The following is a 16999-nucleotide window of genomic DNA, read 5'->3' as shown; positions in this document are numbered from 1 at the left end:
CGATATGCAGGTCTCCTGCTCGTGATACCTTGCAAGTACTTCTATTATGTTCATTATCATAAAGATACATATTTTAAATGTCTTTTCATAGGCTATTACTCTCCAAAGGAGAGGGTTCTGAAAAGCAAATTTTGAGGAGCGAAGCTTAAGTCCTCTCCTTTGGAGAGGATTTAGGTGAGGCGAAACGCGAGCCCCTAGTTAGTACTAATTCTTATATCGAACTGACGTTAAACTTATAACCACTCGCTGCTTGTTTCCGCGCGGTATAATCGCTGTAAACATCTTTTTTCTCCATTATTTAGCGACTTCTCTGCAATGTCCGTGGTTAAATAACCTCTAACCTTTCATACTACAACTCCTCTACAAAAATCTGCACACCACCCATGTTATTAATGTTTTTTAAAAAGATATCCCTCCTTATGTAATTATAACAGAAACGATACACGAAAAATAAAATAATAGCCCTTATATTTAAATCAATTAATACAAACCTGGTTAAAAACCCTTTACAATGCTTCAGCCAAAACGCCTTTTATCTATCGACGTACTCCGGGCAATCAACATGTTTTTCATGATTTTTGTTAATGACCTTAGCGGCGTTAGTCATGTTCCCCAATGGATTGACCACGTAAAGGGCTGGGAAGACGGGATGCACTTTGCAGATACTATTTTTCCACTGTTTCTTTTCATCGCAGGTTTATCAATTCCGCTGGCAATAGGCCGCCGACTGGAGAAAGCTAATTTTTGGGAGATTGCTGTCTATATTCTTTTACGCTCGTTTGCGCTTATAGTGATGGGCTTTTTCCATGTAAATATGGAAGAGTACAGTAGCCAGGCGCTGCTGCCCCATGCCGTATGGGAGCTTTTGCTCACCGCCAGCTTTTTTTTAATATGGCTTGACTACCCCCAAACCATGGCAAAAGCAAAACGCTACGGACTAATGGGCCTTGGCATTGCGATATTGATTATTCTCGGTATTTTATATAAGGGTAATGCTGATGAAGGAACAGGCACCCGCTGGTTGGAGCCATCATGGTGGGGCATATTAGGCCTTATAGGCTGGGCTTACCTGGTTTGTGCCGGTGTATATCTTTTGGTAAGAGGCAACTTTGCCTGGCTGGTTGCCGCACTGGTGGCGCTAGTTATAGTCAACCTTATTTCGCATGGCGATGTGTTCCTGGTTTTCAAAGATAAAATTTACCGGTTGAGCATATGGGTAATTAAGGATGGCTCGTGCGCCGCGCTGATGATGTTTGGGGTGGTGGTATCGTTGCTGTATTCAAAAATAATAGCCAAAGGCAGCTACAAATGGCTATGGCCAATATTTACGGCACTGGGTGCAGCTTTAATTGCGCTTGGCTTTATTGTACGCCCTTATACCCATGGCATCTCAAAAATTTACTCCACCCCCTCATGGATATACCTGTGCACCGGGATAGGGGTACTATTGTTCGAGCTGATTATATTTTTGGTTGATGTTAAAGGCAAACAAGACTGGTTTAAAATTATCAAGCCTGCCGGCACCAGCACGTTAATCTGCTATTTAATTCCTTACCTTTTGGTGGGCCTCATGTCGCTGGTTCATTTCAGGTATCCTGAATTTTTAGATGAGGGCACAGGTGGCATTATCCGGTCGTTCGCTATATCATTCATTGTGATATTAATTACCGGGGCGCTGGAGAAAAGAAGGATAAGGCTCAAAATTTAAAGCTTAATTTACATCGGTGTTATGAAAAACGTAAAGCAATTGTTAAATGCTAAAGGCAATGCTGTGGGTGGGGTGATGTTGCGGGAGTATAATTCAGGCCTGAAAGGAGACCTGCGGGGTGAGATATCCGGGATTTAAAATGGCTATAAAACAAAAAAAGAGGAAGCGGGCGCTCACTCTTTTTTGTAGTAACTGACCTCATTATTCATCATAAAGAACTAATTGGTTAGGACGAAAATAATAATTAATGCAAAGATATAATCTATAGAAATACAAGACTAATTTTTTCGCAACTATTTTTCAAAAATTAACACTTTTTAACTGAAAATAACTAACAATAGGCTATTTACCAACATTTGCGGTGTAATTACACTTATTTTGAACGATTTTGGCCTGTAGTTGTACCAGAATGAACCTGAAAATATTCAATTTGTATCAAAAATGATGGAAACTGGGGTAATATCAGGGAAATATATGTATAATCGATTATATAATTACTAAAACCACCATAATTTGAAGCTCTCACTTTTACTCATTTGCTGCCTGTTCAGCCTGCATATTTTAGCTCAAAAGAAGAATAGCAACTACCAATATCATATCCACCGGGTAACCTCGCCGGTTAAAATCGATGGCATTATCGACGAGCAAGCCTGGCAGGATGCCGAGGTTGCCAAAAACTTCCGGATGGTGCTGCCGATGGATACCAGCATATCAAAAGTACCCACCGAAGTGCGAATGGCTTACGATGATAAAAATATCTACATAATAGCTACCTGCTATAAAGCGCTGCCCGGCCCAAGTATGGTTGAATCGTTAAAGCGTGACTTCGCTTTTCAGAAGAACGACAACTTTATATTCTTTATGGATACCTACAACGACCTCACCAATGGCTTTAGCTTCGGTGCAAATGCCGTAGGGGCGGAGTGGGACGGCACCATGTACGAGGGCGGCAAGGTTGATTTAAACTGGACAAATAAATGGGAGTCGGCGGTTAAGGATTATCCTGATAAATACATTTTCGAAGCAGCTATCCCTTTTAAATCAATCCGCTATAAAAAGGGGATATCAGAATGGGGCATAAACTTCAGTCGAAATGATTTGAAGACTACCGAAAAATCAAGCTGGACGCCTGTGCCGCGCCAATTTCCTACGGCATCGCTGGCGTATACTGGTACATTGGTATGGGATACACCACCACCCGAAGCAGGGCAGAATATCTCGCTGATCCCTTATGTGCTCACAGGTATCAGCAAAGACTATCAAAACCACAAGAATACTGCCGTACATGTTGAAGCGGGCGGCGATGCCAAAATTGCCATATCATCGGCCCTGAACCTCGACCTTACCGTGCATCCCGATTTTTCGCAGGTTGATGCTGACAAGCAGGTAACCAACCTGAGCCGTTATGAACTGTTTTACCCCGAAACCCGCCAGTTTTTTTTAGAGAACGGCGATCAGTTCAATAACTTTGGCTATGCATCCATCCGCCCGTTTTTTTCGCGCAGGATTGGTTTGACATCAAACATTATTGCCGGTGCAAGGCTGAGCGGCAAACTGGACCGTAACTGGCGCATTGGCGTTATGGATATGCAAACCAACAGTAATGACGATAACCACGTGCCTGCCCAGAATTTCACCATGATTGCCCTGCAGCGCAAGGTTTTTGCCCGCTCAAACATTGGCTTTATGCTGGTAAACAAAGAGTCGTTCAATTATCCGCCCGGTGCGGCAACAACGGGGGCCAATTCAAAATATAACACCAATTTCGGTATTGAATACAACCTGGCATCGGCCGATAATTTGTTCACAGGGAAAGCGCTGGTTTTAAAATCGTTCAGTCCCAACAAAAAAGGGCATGATTATACACAGGCGGGCAACCTGCAATTCGCCAATAAGTATTGGACGGCAGGCGGCCAGTACGAAGTAGTAGGCGCCAATTATGATGCAGGTGTCGGCTACGTGCCAAGGCAGGGGTACATAAAGTTTAACCCTTATATCAGTCGCCTGTTTTTCCCGAAAGAGGGCATCATCCTAAGTCATGGCCCCACGCTTAACCTCACTGATTATTACGATGGCGGGTTTAAGCCGACTGATAATCGTGCTTTTCTATCGTACCAAATAACCTTCAGAAGCAAAAGTATACTGACCGCCCTGGTTGAACACGATTATGTACGACTGTTAGCGCCTTACGACCCAACCAACTATACCGGTAGCTTTTTACCCATAGGTCAGCAAAGCCACTGGAACAACGCCGAGATCTCCTTCTTTTCGGTGCCCCAAAGCTTGTTTACCTATGATTTTACGCTCGATTATGGCGGCTATTATGATGGCGGCAAGAAATTCAGCCTGGCAAACGATGTGGGTTACCGTTTTCAGCCGTATGTAAATATCCAGATGGCCACCACCTACAACAACCTGCAACTGCCGCAACCCTGGGGGCAAAAATCATTCTGGCTGGTTGGCCCAAGGGTTGATGTTACCATGACCAACAAGTTTTACCTCACCGGTTTTTTCCAGTACAACGAGCAGGGCAAAAACATCAACATCAATACCCGCCTGCAATGGCGCTACCGCCCGGCCTCCGATTTCTTTATTGTTTATACGGATAACTACCTGCCCAGGCCATTCTTCGTTAAGAATAGGGGATTGGTGTTTAAGTTTACTTATTGGTTGAATAACTAGTGATTAGAGGTTAGAGACTGGAGATTAGTAACTGCGGTTTGAAATTAGTGATTAGAGGTTAGAGATTGGAGATTAGTAACTGCGGTTTGAAATTAGTGATTAGAGATTACAGACTGGAGATTAGGAACTGCGGTTTGAAAAGGCGTTCGACTAATCTCTAATTAGCTAATCTCTATTTACTACCTCTGTCCGTCCGATTTTGAGTAGAGGGGTGGTGAGGAAAAGATGGACAAAATCATCATACCATTACTGACTTATGGAATTTGTATGATTTATATTTCTGTGTTATCCATTAGCGATTCCCTCTGCTAAAATATCTAGCTTGGTTAAATAAGACGTCAATACCGTTACTGCCCCAGTTGCTCGGGGGTCAAATGATAAAATTAAATCCGACACAGTGATGGTTGGATTATTAATAGATAATAGCCGATTCCCTAATGAAACTATTTGATTTTGAGTTGTGGAGGTTAAATGCGCTGCTGCATTCCGTATAGTTTTTAAGTCGAACAAATCAGCCATTGTAGAACTTATGTAAGTATCAATTATATTGCTAGGTTCAAAATAAAGATTGCTTAATTTTTTTATTATTTCGGGATTTGACCAATCTACATATTTTTGAGTTCCGATTAGGATCTTTCCAGCGTGGTTATGATCTATGGGTTGAACATATTTAACAACGGTATGACCGTTTATTGAGGGTTCTCCTAACATGTAGTCTATGAAGGCATTTTCGATAAATGTTTCCCACGCGATAAACATTTTTAAAAAAGAGGAGTCTGTTATGAAATTTCGCTGATTAGCCGGAAGTAAATAATCGCCCGCTGCATTTTTTTGAAAAGCCATTGAAATAAAACTGTTGGCTTCAACAATTGATGCACGATAACTAGCTAATGAAGCAGCTAATGACATTAATTAATTATCAAATTAATCATATATTCTGTTCGCCTTAATCGCACATTTGTATCGGTCGTAGCTCTTCTACTATCTTCCAAAAACCGGGCTTCATTGGGTGTAAAGATAAAACTGTCCGCTTCGAATAGTGAATTGATAGTATCTAATCTGCTCGCGATTTTCGTATATGTTATGCTATCATCAGGTCGTGGTCCGTCAAAATTAGGTAAACCAAATTTACAATGATATATTGTTGTGAATAAGCTATAAAAAAGATGAATTCTGCGTAATTCTGAATTTTTCAACTCATCTCTAAAAATGTCGCTAATTGCGGATAAAGTCTCAGCAAAGTTTGTCTCTAAAGTCTCCACATCATATTCAAAGTCTTTTTCATATTGATCATAGTAATTCTTAATCTGCTTTTTACTCTTTATCCCTTCAATCATTGCTATCAATAAATCGGCAACCAAAGTAACATCCCCCATTCTTAGGATTTCAGGCTCTTTTAAGATTTTATTATCAATCCAAAATTGATTGAAAACATGGGCGAGACGATCTGCTAATGTCTTAAATGGTCCAAAGTGATTAGCGTTGATTTTTTCCTGCTCATTTAAGGTTACTGAATAAGAATTTAATCGACTAAAGATGTCTAATACTTCAGAATCGGGCATATTTACGAGTAAATCAGTCGATATCTCATAGTTTAAAATATTAGTTTGAATATTTTCATCAACTGTGTTTAATTGTGAAAAATATAACCCACCGTATACAGTATGATGCTTTTTATTTATCTTAAAACCATCTTTTAAAAAAGAAAGAATAGTCTTTAATCTTTGCTGTCCATCAACGACTTCTCGAACCGATTGTCTTGTTTGTATATTTAGCTTCTGCCTAATAAAAACTTTGGGAATAGGTTTCCCTCTAACGATTGTGTCCATTAAATAGGATCTTGCTATATCGGTCCAAACCGAGCGCCGTTGAAATTTTGGATTTAGCTCAAGCTGCTTATTGTCGAACCATTCTAAAAAATCATTAACGCTGTAAGTCCTACTATCAAAATTTTTCATGTATAAATCTAAGTATATATACCCAAACCTACATTTTTTTACTCAATAAACATTTTTTTGAGACGCATAGAGTATTGACTTAGTAATTCAGGTTATTATAGTAATCCGTCCGTCCGATTTTAAGTATACACCCTTTTAGGAACGAACGGACAAACCTGCATCACCTCAAGCCATTCCTATCTACCTAAAAAATATTTTATAATTATTTACAGATTTATCTTGTTTTTTAAATAATTATCTTTATATTTGTATCGAAGCAAATTCACACCGCTTTTCCTAATTTACCTTGTCCGGGTTTTCACATAGTTATCTCTACTCAAAATCGGACGGACAAACATTTTAAGCAAAAGCAACGCCCTTATTTAAACCGTAGGGGCAATCAACACAAAAAAATAATATTACTCGGGCATTGCTGATTACGGCAAGGTCAAGGTTCAATCTGGTATAGATGGGCTATAGGGGAAATGTATTTATTTTTTCGCCAAAAATGTAATCAAATATCTTTTCAAACTCCCGGGTACTACCGGGATAATATTTCAATTAAAACAATGGAAAACCAACAAACCACACCCACCACCAAACTAACTGCGGGCGATTTACAAGCCGACACCGCAAAATGGGCAGCCTTTGCCAACACTCCGCAGGCGCACGACAATTCACTGCGGGTACGTAACATGAACGAGGTTATGGAGCTTGCCAAAGCCGAGCCTATCCCCGAAATGCTATTCGGTGAATTTTGGCACCAGGGCGAGCTGTGTATCTTATTCAGCGACAGTAACGCCGGCAAATCCATCCTTGCCGTTCAAATTGCCAATAGTATAAGCAGTGGCAAAAGTATTGAACCTTTTGGGCTTGATGTGCCTGGTCAGCCGGTGCTTTACTGCGATTTTGAGTTGAGCCCAAAGCAGCTGGAAGCACGTTACACCGAAAATTACGGGCAGCACTATGTTTTTGAGAACAACCTGTACCGTGCCGACCTTAACCCCGAAGGCGAAGCACCATCAGGCTTTGGGGAATACGAAGAGTACCTGAACAGCGGCATTGAAAGCGCTATAATAAGCACAGGCGCAAAGGTTGTTATATTTGATAACATCACTTACATAGGCAATGAAAACGAGCAGGCTAAATTTGCCCTCCCCTTAATGAAATACCTTAAAGCGCTGAAGGTAAAGCACAACCTGAGCATACTTGCACTGGCGCATACGCCCAAGCGCGATAAAAGCAAGCCCATTACCAGTACCGATTTACAGGGAAGCCGTATGCTGATGAACTTTTGCGACAGCTCGTTTGCCATAGGCAGCAGCACCCAACATGCCGACAGGCGCTACCTTAAGCAGGTAAAGCAACGCAATACCAAGCAGGTTTATGGCGAGGATGCTGTTTGCCTGTTCGACATCAGCAAGCCGCATAACTTTCTTCAATATACTTTTGCAGGCTTCGGTCACGAAAACGTGCACCTTAAAGATGTGAAAACCCAGCAGACCGAAGACCACACCGAAAAAGCCCTTGAACTAAAGGCACAGGGCCTCAACCTGCGCGAGATAGGCAACGAACTGGGCATATCATTCCAAAAGGTTGACCGGCTATTAAAGAATGCCAACATTAAAGCCCGCATACAGGCGCAATAGTGTTTTGTCCGTCCGATTTTGAGTAGAGGGTAAGTAAGGAATAAGTGGACAAAACTATCTCGCCGCGCGTCATTGAGGAACGAAGCAACCTTTACATATGCAAATCAATGAAGCAAAAGCTTTGTGTCGACCTATCAGCCGCTTTAGGTCGTCACAAATATTACGGTTCATGAATGTCCTGTGTAGAGGTTGCTTCGTTCCTCGCAATGACGAGCGAGGATTGTCCGTTTTTTCACAACCATACTCTTAACTCAAAACCGGACGGACAAACAACCTCTTCATACTATCAACTGCAAAGCTTAAATCCATGAGCCAATATACATTACAACCCTATACCACACCTTCATCGCGCTATCATTGCCCTGCATGCAACAGCCGCCAACGTACCTTTGTGCGCTACATACATACTGAAACCGGCGAACATCTTGCTGATAACGTGGGCCGCTGCGGCCGCGAGGATAAATGCGGTTATCACTATAAGCCCCGCGAGTATTTTAACGATAACCCCCACAAAAGCAAGCGCACCTGGCAGCCCGGCAATGGCGCTTACCCATACAGCAAACCACTGGGTTATGCCAAACGGCATACCGGCCCCAGTTACGCAACTGTGGCAGCAACAGTACAAACTGAACAACTGAACGGTTACAGTGTAAACCCGGAGATTGTAAATGCAAGCTTTAATAATTACCAGCAAAACCACTTTGTGCAATATCTTATCAACCGCTTCGGCAGGCAGTTGGCAAGCAATGTTATCGGGAGGTTCAGGATAGGCACCTCAAAATACTGGCCCGGAGCAACGGTATTTTGGCAGATAGACACCACAGGCCGCGTACGTACCGGCAAAATAATGCTCTACAATGCCGAAACCGGTCGCCGCGTTAAGCAGCCCTTTAACCATGTAACGTGGGTGCATTGTTTGAAGAGTCTTAAGTCTGAAGTCGTAAGTCGGCAGTCAGAAGAAAACACTGATTCCGGCTTTGAGACTCAGGACTCCCGACTTAAGACTCAAGACTTTTCTCCACGGCAATGCCTCTTCGGCGAACACCAGCTTAGCGAGGAACCGCAAAAGCCCGTTGCTATTGTGGAAAGCGAGAAAACCGCAATTATAGCCAGCTTGCATAATCCGGAAGCCATTTGGCTGGCTACCGGTGGTAAAAGCAACCTTAATCAGCAAATAAGCCTGCCCCTCAAAAACCGGCACGTTACCCTCTATCCCGACCTGGGCAGCCACAGCGAGTGGAGCCTTAAAAGCAAGCAATTGCAATCCTGGATTCCCGGTGCGGTGTTCACCGTATCAGATATAATAGAGAAGATTGCCACCCCCGAACAGCGCAAGGCAGGCTGGGATTTAGGCGATTATTTATAATACTGTCCGCTTTTTCTCCATCAGACCCTAACTCAAAACCGGACGGACAAACAATTAGTGATCAGAGGTTGGTTAATTAGAGATTGGTTAATTAGAGGTTAGAGATTAGAGATTAGGACTCTACGCGCGTCATTGCGAGGAACGAAGCAACCTCTACGCATGCAAATCAATGAAGCAAAAGCTTCGTGTTGACCTATCAGCCGCATTTAGGTCGACACAAACATAACGGTTCATGAATGTCCTATGTAGAGGTTGCTTCGTTCCTCGCAATGACGTGATTTATTGTTAATCTCCAATCAACTAATCTCTAACCTTCAATTAACTAATCTCTACCCCCCAACCACATCAGCGCATCCAAAATCATCTTCGATTCCATTTCATTGGCAAAGGTGTACGATAATGTTTTATCAGTGTTATCATATTTATGCTCATAGTCCATATCGTTGTGGCCCATGTTCATGTATATCATGCGGTATTTGGTGTTGGTCCACACTGCGGGGTAAAAGCCGCTGTGCCATATTTCGGATTGCTTGGGCCCCGTTCCAAGCGGGAAACTAGCCGAATCTATAGAAGCCAGTATCCTGATGTCGGGGTTTTGGCGCAGGTCGTGTTCCCAGCGGTACCATTCGTTGGGTGCGGTGTGGAAGGTTTTGGGCAGATGTTTGGTTGCGCCGAATTTGTTATCGATATCCATCACCGCCGGTGATGGTCGCCAGATATTGCTCACGTATTGCCCTGAGCCAAGGAACTCGTTGTGGTACCAGTCCCAGTCCTGGTTGAACTTTGATGGGGTAAGCGCAAATGCCGCGAAGTGGAAGCCCATCCAGGCGCCTCCGTTTTTCATGTACTTTTCAAAGGCTTCGCGCTGAGCGGGCACATCGGGCCGGGTATCTAAAAATAAAACCACCTGGTAATTTTTTAAAAACTCCGGGTTAAGGTTATCCCAGTTTTTGGTGGAGTCGTAAACAAAATTGTATTTGGTTGCCATTTTCGCGAACCAGGGGTTAGCCTCGTGCACAAAGCTGATGTGAGCCTTGTCCTCCTGAGCGGTATAAAAGGCTATCACCTTAAACTTAGGCTTTTTGTTTTGTGCGCTGACTGTTGAAGCTGCTGTTAACAACAGGCAAATAAAAAATAAATTGGTGGCTTTGGCTAACCGCGTTAATATCAACATAGTAATTAGTGGTAATTGGTTAGGGTAAAATTAAAAACAAAAACGGCCGTTAACGCATGCCGGTTGGTCTGATACGCATTTGTAGTGGGTTTGTAGTGGGAGAGGTTTAAAGCTTTAATTTATAACAGGGGGAAACAGCTGACGAAGCGGCCCAAGCCGCGGCAAATCTCAGTGGAAAACCCTGGGTTAGATGTTAAATAATTATTGAATTCAGCTATAATTAATATATGCTTTTTGGCTCAAACCGGATTGATTGTTAACTTCTGATTATCACTGGGTTAACAAAGTTTTTATGGCCCCCAAATTCAGTATTTCTCCAATATTGACCCGATGATTTGTAAAAAATCACATTTATATGATTGGTAGAAATTACTTATTTATATTATTTATCTTCTTTGCATCAATGGCTTCGGCACAAACAGCAAGCCTTAAAGGGCAAGTAACCGATGCGCAAACAAAAGAGCCTTTAACCGGTGCTTTCGTTCATTTCGATGGCAAAAACGGAGGCTCTGTAACCGATGCATTTGGCCGGTACTCCATAAGCGGTATCGCCCCCGGCTCCTACAAGCTTAAGGTGAAATACGTAGGTTTTACCGAATACGAGGAAAAGGTAACGTTTACTGCGGGCCAGGCTGCTACCTTGAATGTTAGCCTTTCTGAAAAAACCGAATCGCTGAAGGCTGTAAAGGTGTATGGTTCGGCAAACCCCGAATCTGAAGCGTCTTCGCGCAAGTCGGAGAAAAATGCTGACAATATTACCAACATACTCTCGGCCCAGGCCATGCAGCGCTCGCCCGATATTAATGCGGCTAACGCACTGCAACGCGTTTCGGCAATTACTATCCAGCGTAACAGCGGCTCAGATGAGGCTTATGCCATTATCCGCGGCCTCGAACCACGTTATAACAACACCTTAGTAAACGGCGTTAAAGTAACCAGCCCCGATCCTGTTTCGAGGTTTATATCCCTTAGCATTGTTCCCTCTGATTTGTTGGACAGGGTAGAGGTGAGTAAAACCCTAACCCCCGAGATGGAAGGTGATGCAATAGGCGGCACGGTGAACCTTGTTTTTAAAGATGCGCCGGAATACGAATACTTTAAAGCGAACGGATCGATAGGCTACAGCGGTATATTTTTTAACCGCAAGTTCGATGATTTTAATCGCGGCGCGGTTCAGACCCAAAGCCCTGCCGATAGGTTTGGCGCATCATACAAAGCGCCCCCAGGATATTTTTCAAGGGCAAATCTCGACTTTACAAAAAAGAACGCACCGGTAACCTCGCTGTTTGGCTTTACTTACGGGCGCAGATTTTTTAATAATAAGCTAGGTTTTATAATTGCCGATAGCTATCAAAACCAATATTACGGCACAAACTCGCAGTTTAACAATGCGCAGCTTGATACACGGCCGGGCAAAGGCTTTCAACCGGTTATTTCGGATGTGGCCAACCGCACCTATTCAACCCAGCAGCTAAACAATGGTTTGTCAGGGCATTTGGATTATAAGTTTGACGAGAAAAATAAAATCAGCCTCGATAACGTTTTCCTTTACACCCACTTAGCGCAAACTCGCCTTAGTATTGATACCTCGATACTTGGCGGTAACGGCGGTCGTGTTGGGCCGGGTACCGGAACTGTTTTTAATGATAACCGTTCAACCATTCAAAACCAGTTTGTTGAGAACCTTAAGTTAACCGGCAAGCATGTAATAGCTAATCACTTCCAGTTTGATTGGGCCGGTGTTTATTCAAATGCCACCCAAAAATCGCCGGATAGGGCCGATATTTCTATCAATCACCTAATAAACCCTGATTTTAGCAGCACGCCTAACTTTTTCGACAACATTTCGCGCATCTGGCAACGGAACTCGGATAAGGATTTGAGCGCAATCGCAAACCTCGGTTACAAAACCGGCCTCGGCGAAAAAAGCTCGCTCGAAATTAAAGTCGGCGGCTTGTACAGGCACAGCACACGTTTTAACACACAAAACGAATATACGCTGCGGCCAACAGCTACAGCTAATGGTGTAAAACGCCCCTTTACCGATATTTACAACGCCGACTGGATAGTATATGATGTAACCGGCTCATTAGCCAGCGACAAGGCAAACTATACCGCTTACGAAAACATAACAGCCGGCTACGGCGAGGTAAAGCTAACCCTTGATAAGCTTGACATCGTAGGCGGTATACGCACCGAAGGCACGGTGCAGGGTTATGACACGCACCCGGTAGTACTTGACGTACGGAGCAACGCTAAAAAAACATACACCGACCTTTTACCAAGCTTGCAGTTAAAATATAAGCTGACCGATAATTCAAACGTTAGGGCATCGTACTTTAAATCAATTTCGAGGCCGGCGTTATTTGAATTGGTGCCAACACCAACGCTGGGCCAGGCTACCGATGTTACCGGTAACCCGCTGGTGCAGCACACCGTTGCCGATAATTACGATTTGCGCTACGAACTTTACCCCGGTAAAGAAGAGCAGCTGTTTGTAGGTGGTTTTTACAAAAACATCATCAACCCAATTGAATTTGCGCTTAACGATTTAAGTGGTGGTCAGCTTAATACATCGCCGCAAAACTTTGGTACAGCCAAGGTTGCAGGCGCCGAGATTGTGTACAGCCGTTACTTTGGCAATATAGGCGTATCAGGAAATTATACCTATACCTATTCAAACATAAAAACTACAAAAATATACACCTCGACCGATGCCAGCGGTGTTACCACCTCGGTACCCAAACTGCAGGACAGGCCACTGCAAGGGCAAACAGGCGATGTGGTAAACCTTAGTTTATTATACAAAAATGATAAGCAAAAGGTGTTTGCGCAGTTAGCATATACTTACACCAGCAAAACCTTAGCACTGGTTTACAGCAATTATGGTTACGATTATTATCAGCAGCCACAATCGTTTTTAGCGCTTTCGGGCGAGAAACAGGTGAGCAAGCACTTTACACTTACTGCTAAAGTGAACAACCTGTTAAATACGCCTACCACTATAAAAATTAATAACCTGGTACAATCAAAAGATGTTTACAACGCGAGCTTTAATGTTGGCTTCCGTTACTCACTTTAATTCAAACAAAAATGAAAGCAAAATATATTTATAAGGTAATTGCAGGTTTTATATTGGTTGTGTTTGCCGCCTCGTGCAAAAAAGCAGAACTGACAACATTTACCAAAATTAAAATACCATCATCAAGCCCAATACAGCCGGGCAACATCAGCGGGTTTTTAAAAGGAACGTTGTTAACAGGCCAAACCTACACCATAACTTCCGACATCACGGTAAAAAAGGGAGATACCCTTGCATCGCAGCCGGGGGCCACAGTTGTGGTTAAAAATAATGCACAGATAAACATACAGGGCGTGCTGCAGCTATTGGGCACTAAAGACCAGCCCATATTTTTTAACTCGGATACCAATCAACCGGGTACCTGGGGCGGCCTGCAATGCGATACCGCGCAGGCAATAACTATTTTATGGACACATATTGACAATACAGGCGGGCCGGATGCATCGGGCAGTGCCAGGGGGACGCTAAAGGTTAAGAAAGCTATTAATGTTGATATCGAAGATTCGTGGTTTACCAACGGTCAGGACGATTTGATGGCGATAAGTAATGGTGCTAAAATAAAACTGTTACGCAATACCATCAGTTCATCGGGCAGTACAGACGGCGAAGGGATAAACCTGAAGACCGGCGTTACCGGTATTGTTGCGTACAATGTTGTTTTTAGCCAGGCGGGGTCGGGTATTAAGCTCGAAACGAGCTCGTCGAAACCATTTCCGCAAACTGAAGTTGATGTTTATAATAATACAGTAGTTGCTGTTGGTTGGAGGCGCGGATCAGCCGAACCAGGGCGCGGAACATCAGTGGGTGTTAACGCAATTGGCCATATTTACAATAATATCTATGTGAATTGTTACCACGGTCTTGAGCTGTTTACCGATGGCGACATCGTACACACCACCTACGGCAATAACCTTTTTTACGCCACAGTCGACCATTATACCGACCTGGTTGACCCAACCCTTCAAATTGATATCCGCGCTGGTTTTTATCCCGCAGGTGCAGCAGGCACGCCGCAACCTACTGATTTGATTTCGACAAAAGTTGGTGAACTTAACCCTATGTTTGTAAAGTTTGATGGCACGGTGGCGGCGCCTAATGGTTTCCCCAACACCAACGATTTCAGGCTGCAAAACGGTTCGCCGGCATTTGGAGCGGGCAATTTAAACTTCCACAACGGCTTAGGCAACCAGGATTTGGGCGCTTATACAACCGATGGCAAAGGAAACCAGCACTAATATATTTAAACATATAAACCTAGTTATTATGAAAAAAATCGCATCAATTATTACCTGCACCGGCATACTTGTTTTTGCCGCGTTAAGTGCATCGGCCCAAACATATAAGCTTGAAAAAACCATAGCATTGCCCGGCGAGGGCGGCTACGATTACGCGTTCATCGACCAAACAAACCATGTGCTTTATGCGTCACACGGCACTGCAGTTAATGTAGTTGATTTAAAAACCGAGACCGTTATCGGCACCATAAGCGATATGAAAGGCGTACACGGTATTGCCGTGGTAAACGAATTAAACCGTGGGTTCATTAGCGATGGCAAAGGAAATGCTGTGGTAGCGTTCGACACCAAAACATTAAAAACAATTAAAGCCATCCCTATTACCGGCACAGATGCCGATGGGATAATTTACGACCCCTTCTCGAAAAAAATATTTGCTTTTGAAGGCGACGCCCACGCCGTTGTTATTGTTGACCCGGTGGAATTAAAACAAGTGGGCAAAATTGATTTAGGTGGCGGCCCCGAATTTGCCGTATCAGACGGAATGGGGCTGGTTTATAATAACCTCGAAGACAAAAGCAGCCTGAATGTGATAGACTCAAAGGTGATGAAAGTGATAAAAACTTACCCGCTAACACCATGCGGCGGCCCGACCGGGCTTGCATTCGACCAGGCAAATAACCGCCTGTTTACCGTTTGCCGCGAAAATAAAGGCATGAGCGTGCTTGACGCAAGTACAGGCGAAGTAATACAAACCCTTCCAATTGGCGCAGGTGTCGACGCTGTAATATACGATGCGGCCAATAAATTGGTAATAGCATCAAACGGCGACGGCACCGCCAGTATTTTTAAGCAGGACAGCGCCGACAGCTACAGCGCATTGCAAACTTTAACCACCCAAAACCGGGCAAAAACTATGGCTATGGATATGAGCACCCATAAACTATACTTCCCGGTTGCCGACTTTCAGAAAGGCACAAGGACAGCTATTGCAGGCAGTTTCAAATTATTGGTATACAGCCTTCAATAGGTTTAAATATTAAAAAAGTTTTGATATGAAACGCAGAGACTTTGTACGCAACACAGCCCTAACTGCTATTGGCGCATCGTTAATAACCCCGCTTGCAGCATTTGCAGAGGACCGGGTAACTCATTTTGAAAGTGAAGACCTTACCCTTTTACCGGCAATAAAAGACGACTACGCCCTGCACTTTATGGCACTTGGCGACTGGGGCCGCAACGGCGAGTACGACCAGGTAGAGGTTGCCAAACAAATGGGTTTGTGGGGAGCCACTCATCCCAATGATTTTGTGGTTTCGGTAGGGGATAACTTTTACCCCAAAGGTGTGGTAAGCGAGTTCGACCCGTTGTGGCATTACTCCTTCGAAAATATTTATACCGCCCATTCCCTGCAATGTGACTGGTACCCGGTGATGGGCAACCATGACTACCATTCAGATGTCGACGCACAAATCCGTTACAGTAAAATAAGCCGGCGGTGGAATTTGCAGTCGTTATATTATTCAAAAGAGATTTCGATAAGCAAAGGAGGCAAGGACAAGGAAACAGGCAGCCAAAAACAAAAAGGCCCCGAAAAAGCGCTTTTGATAATGATTGATACCGACCCCTTTCTGCACGAAGCAAAAGCCGCACAGGTTGAAACGCAAATGAAATGGCTGCACGAAACGCTAGGCAATGCATCGGCCGATGTTAAATGGAAAATAGTAATAGGCCATCATCCGTATTATACAGTTGGTCCGCGTATAAATAACTCAGATACATTAACAATGCGCAAGGCATTAACAAAAACATTTGAAGATTACAAGGTTGACGCTTATCTGTCGGGTCACGAACATTCGTTACAACACTTAAAACCTGCGGGCGTTACCCATCAGTTTATTTCGGGAGCGGGTTCTGAGCTAACCCCTGTAACCTCCGGTATCCCTTACAGCAAGTTCCAGGCTTCTGAACACGGCTTTATGTATTTTTCAATAGATGCAAAACGGCTGAATGTGAAAGCCATTAATTACAAAGGCGATGTTTTATATGAAACAGAGCTAACCAAATAAGTACCATAATTAATAAGGTAGAATAAATTTTTGATAAAGCCATCTGTAAAGATGGCTTTATTTTTTTAGGGGGATTTCGGGTCGAAAAAGTGGAATC

Annotated in this window: 11 protein-coding genes; 8 read left to right on the top strand and 3 right to left on the bottom strand. The window is 43.5% G+C overall.

The window, feature by feature from the left end; genetic code table 11:
- Positions 1–511 precede the first annotated feature (511 nt).
- Positions 512–1708 carry a heparan-alpha-glucosaminide N-acetyltransferase domain-containing protein gene (locus tag NAF19_RS23890; RefSeq protein WP_252792872.1) on the top strand — a complete coding sequence of 399 codons (1197 nt, stop codon included), beginning with the start codon at positions 512–514 and terminating at the stop codon, positions 1706–1708.
- A 513-nt stretch (positions 1709–2221) separates the two neighbouring features.
- Complete coding sequence (locus tag NAF19_RS23885) at positions 2222–4390, top strand: carbohydrate binding family 9 domain-containing protein (RefSeq protein ID WP_252792871.1); 2169 nt, start codon at positions 2222–2224, stop codon at positions 4388–4390.
- 285 nt (positions 4391–4675) lie between these two features.
- Here NAF19_RS23885 and NAF19_RS23880 read toward each other — a convergent pair whose 3' ends face one another.
- Both NAF19_RS23880 and NAF19_RS23875 read right to left on the bottom strand, forming a co-directional pair.
- On the bottom strand, positions 4676–5299 hold the full coding sequence (locus NAF19_RS23880; protein ID WP_252792870.1) for a hypothetical protein: 624 nt from the start codon (positions 5297–5299) through the stop codon (positions 4676–4678).
- Entirely contained in the window at positions 5299–6348 is a 1050-nt protein-coding gene (locus NAF19_RS23875) for a DUF262 domain-containing protein (protein ID WP_252792869.1), read from the bottom strand. The genes NAF19_RS23880 and NAF19_RS23875 overlap by 1 nt, the downstream gene beginning before the upstream one ends.
- A 548-nt stretch (positions 6349–6896) precedes the next feature.
- Between NAF19_RS23875 and NAF19_RS23870 the strand changes: the two genes are divergently transcribed.
- Both NAF19_RS23870 and NAF19_RS23865 read left to right on the top strand, forming a co-directional pair.
- Positions 6897–7976 carry an AAA family ATPase gene (locus NAF19_RS23870; protein ID WP_252792868.1) on the top strand — a complete coding sequence of 360 codons (1080 nt, stop codon included), beginning with the start codon at positions 6897–6899 and terminating at the stop codon, positions 7974–7976.
- Between the two features lie 307 nt (positions 7977–8283).
- A complete protein-coding gene (locus NAF19_RS23865; RefSeq protein ID WP_252792867.1) occupies positions 8284–9342 on the top strand; it encodes a DUF6371 domain-containing protein in 1059 nt (352 codons plus the stop codon).
- A gap of 322 nt (positions 9343–9664) precedes the next feature.
- Here the strand turns inward: NAF19_RS23865 and NAF19_RS23860 are convergent, their stop codons facing one another.
- A complete protein-coding gene (locus tag NAF19_RS23860; RefSeq protein ID WP_252792866.1) occupies positions 9665–10516 on the bottom strand; it encodes a ThuA domain-containing protein in 852 nt (283 codons plus the stop codon).
- Positions 10517–10871: 355 nt separating this feature from the next.
- Here NAF19_RS23860 and NAF19_RS23855 point away from each other — a divergent pair, with 355 nt between their 5' ends.
- Genes NAF19_RS23855 through NAF19_RS23840 form a run of 4 tightly spaced genes read left to right on the top strand, consistent with a single transcriptional unit; the run spans position 10872 to position 16902 of the window.
- Entirely contained in the window at positions 10872–13598 is a 2727-nt protein-coding gene (locus NAF19_RS23855) for a TonB-dependent receptor (RefSeq protein ID WP_252792865.1), read from the top strand.
- An 11-nt stretch (positions 13599–13609) separates the two neighbouring features.
- Positions 13610–14833, top strand: coding sequence for a beta-helix domain-containing protein (locus tag NAF19_RS23850; protein ID WP_252792864.1), 1224 nt, complete (start codon positions 13610–13612; stop codon positions 14831–14833).
- A 28-nt stretch (positions 14834–14861) separates the two neighbouring features.
- On the top strand, positions 14862–15863 hold the full coding sequence (locus NAF19_RS23845; RefSeq protein WP_252792863.1) for a YncE family protein: 1002 nt from the start codon (positions 14862–14864) through the stop codon (positions 15861–15863).
- 25 nt (positions 15864–15888) lie between these two features.
- Positions 15889–16902: a metallophosphoesterase gene (locus tag NAF19_RS23840; protein WP_252792862.1), complete on the top strand. Its 1014-nt coding sequence runs from the start codon at positions 15889–15891 to the stop codon at positions 16900–16902.
- Positions 16903–16999 lie beyond the last annotated feature (97 nt).

Origin of the sequence: Mucilaginibacter flavidus (assembly GCF_024055575.1) — a bacterium.
Lineage (GTDB): Bacteria > Bacteroidota > Bacteroidia > Sphingobacteriales > Sphingobacteriaceae > Mucilaginibacter > Mucilaginibacter flavidus.
This window is presented reverse-complemented; position numbering and strand designations above follow the sequence as displayed.

Bases quoted from the DNA above. Each gene is read 5' to 3' on its own strand.
- NAF19_RS23870 (WP_252792868.1), top strand. From the start codon at position 6,897: ATGGAAAACCAACAAACCACACCCACCACCAAACTAACTGCGGGCGAT.
- NAF19_RS23880 (WP_252792870.1), bottom strand. From the start codon at position 5,299: ATGTCATTAGCTGCTTCATTAGCTAGTTATCGTGCATCAATTGTTGAA.
- NAF19_RS23875 (WP_252792869.1), bottom strand. From the start codon at position 6,348: ATGAAAAATTTTGATAGTAGGACTTACAGCGTTAATGATTTTTTAGAA.
- NAF19_RS23850 (WP_252792864.1), top strand. From the start codon at position 13,610: ATGAAAGCAAAATATATTTATAAGGTAATTGCAGGTTTTATATTGGTT.
- NAF19_RS23865 (WP_252792867.1), top strand. From the start codon at position 8,284: ATGAGCCAATATACATTACAACCCTATACCACACCTTCATCGCGCTAT.
- NAF19_RS23840 (WP_252792862.1), top strand. From the start codon at position 15,889: ATGAAACGCAGAGACTTTGTACGCAACACAGCCCTAACTGCTATTGGC.
- NAF19_RS23845 (WP_252792863.1), top strand. From the start codon at position 14,862: ATGAAAAAAATCGCATCAATTATTACCTGCACCGGCATACTTGTTTTT.
- NAF19_RS23860 (WP_252792866.1), bottom strand. From the start codon at position 10,516: ATGTTGATATTAACGCGGTTAGCCAAAGCCACCAATTTATTTTTTATT.
- NAF19_RS23890 (WP_252792872.1), top strand. From the start codon at position 512: ATGCTTCAGCCAAAACGCCTTTTATCTATCGACGTACTCCGGGCAATC.
- NAF19_RS23855 (WP_252792865.1), top strand. From the start codon at position 10,872: ATGATTGGTAGAAATTACTTATTTATATTATTTATCTTCTTTGCATCA.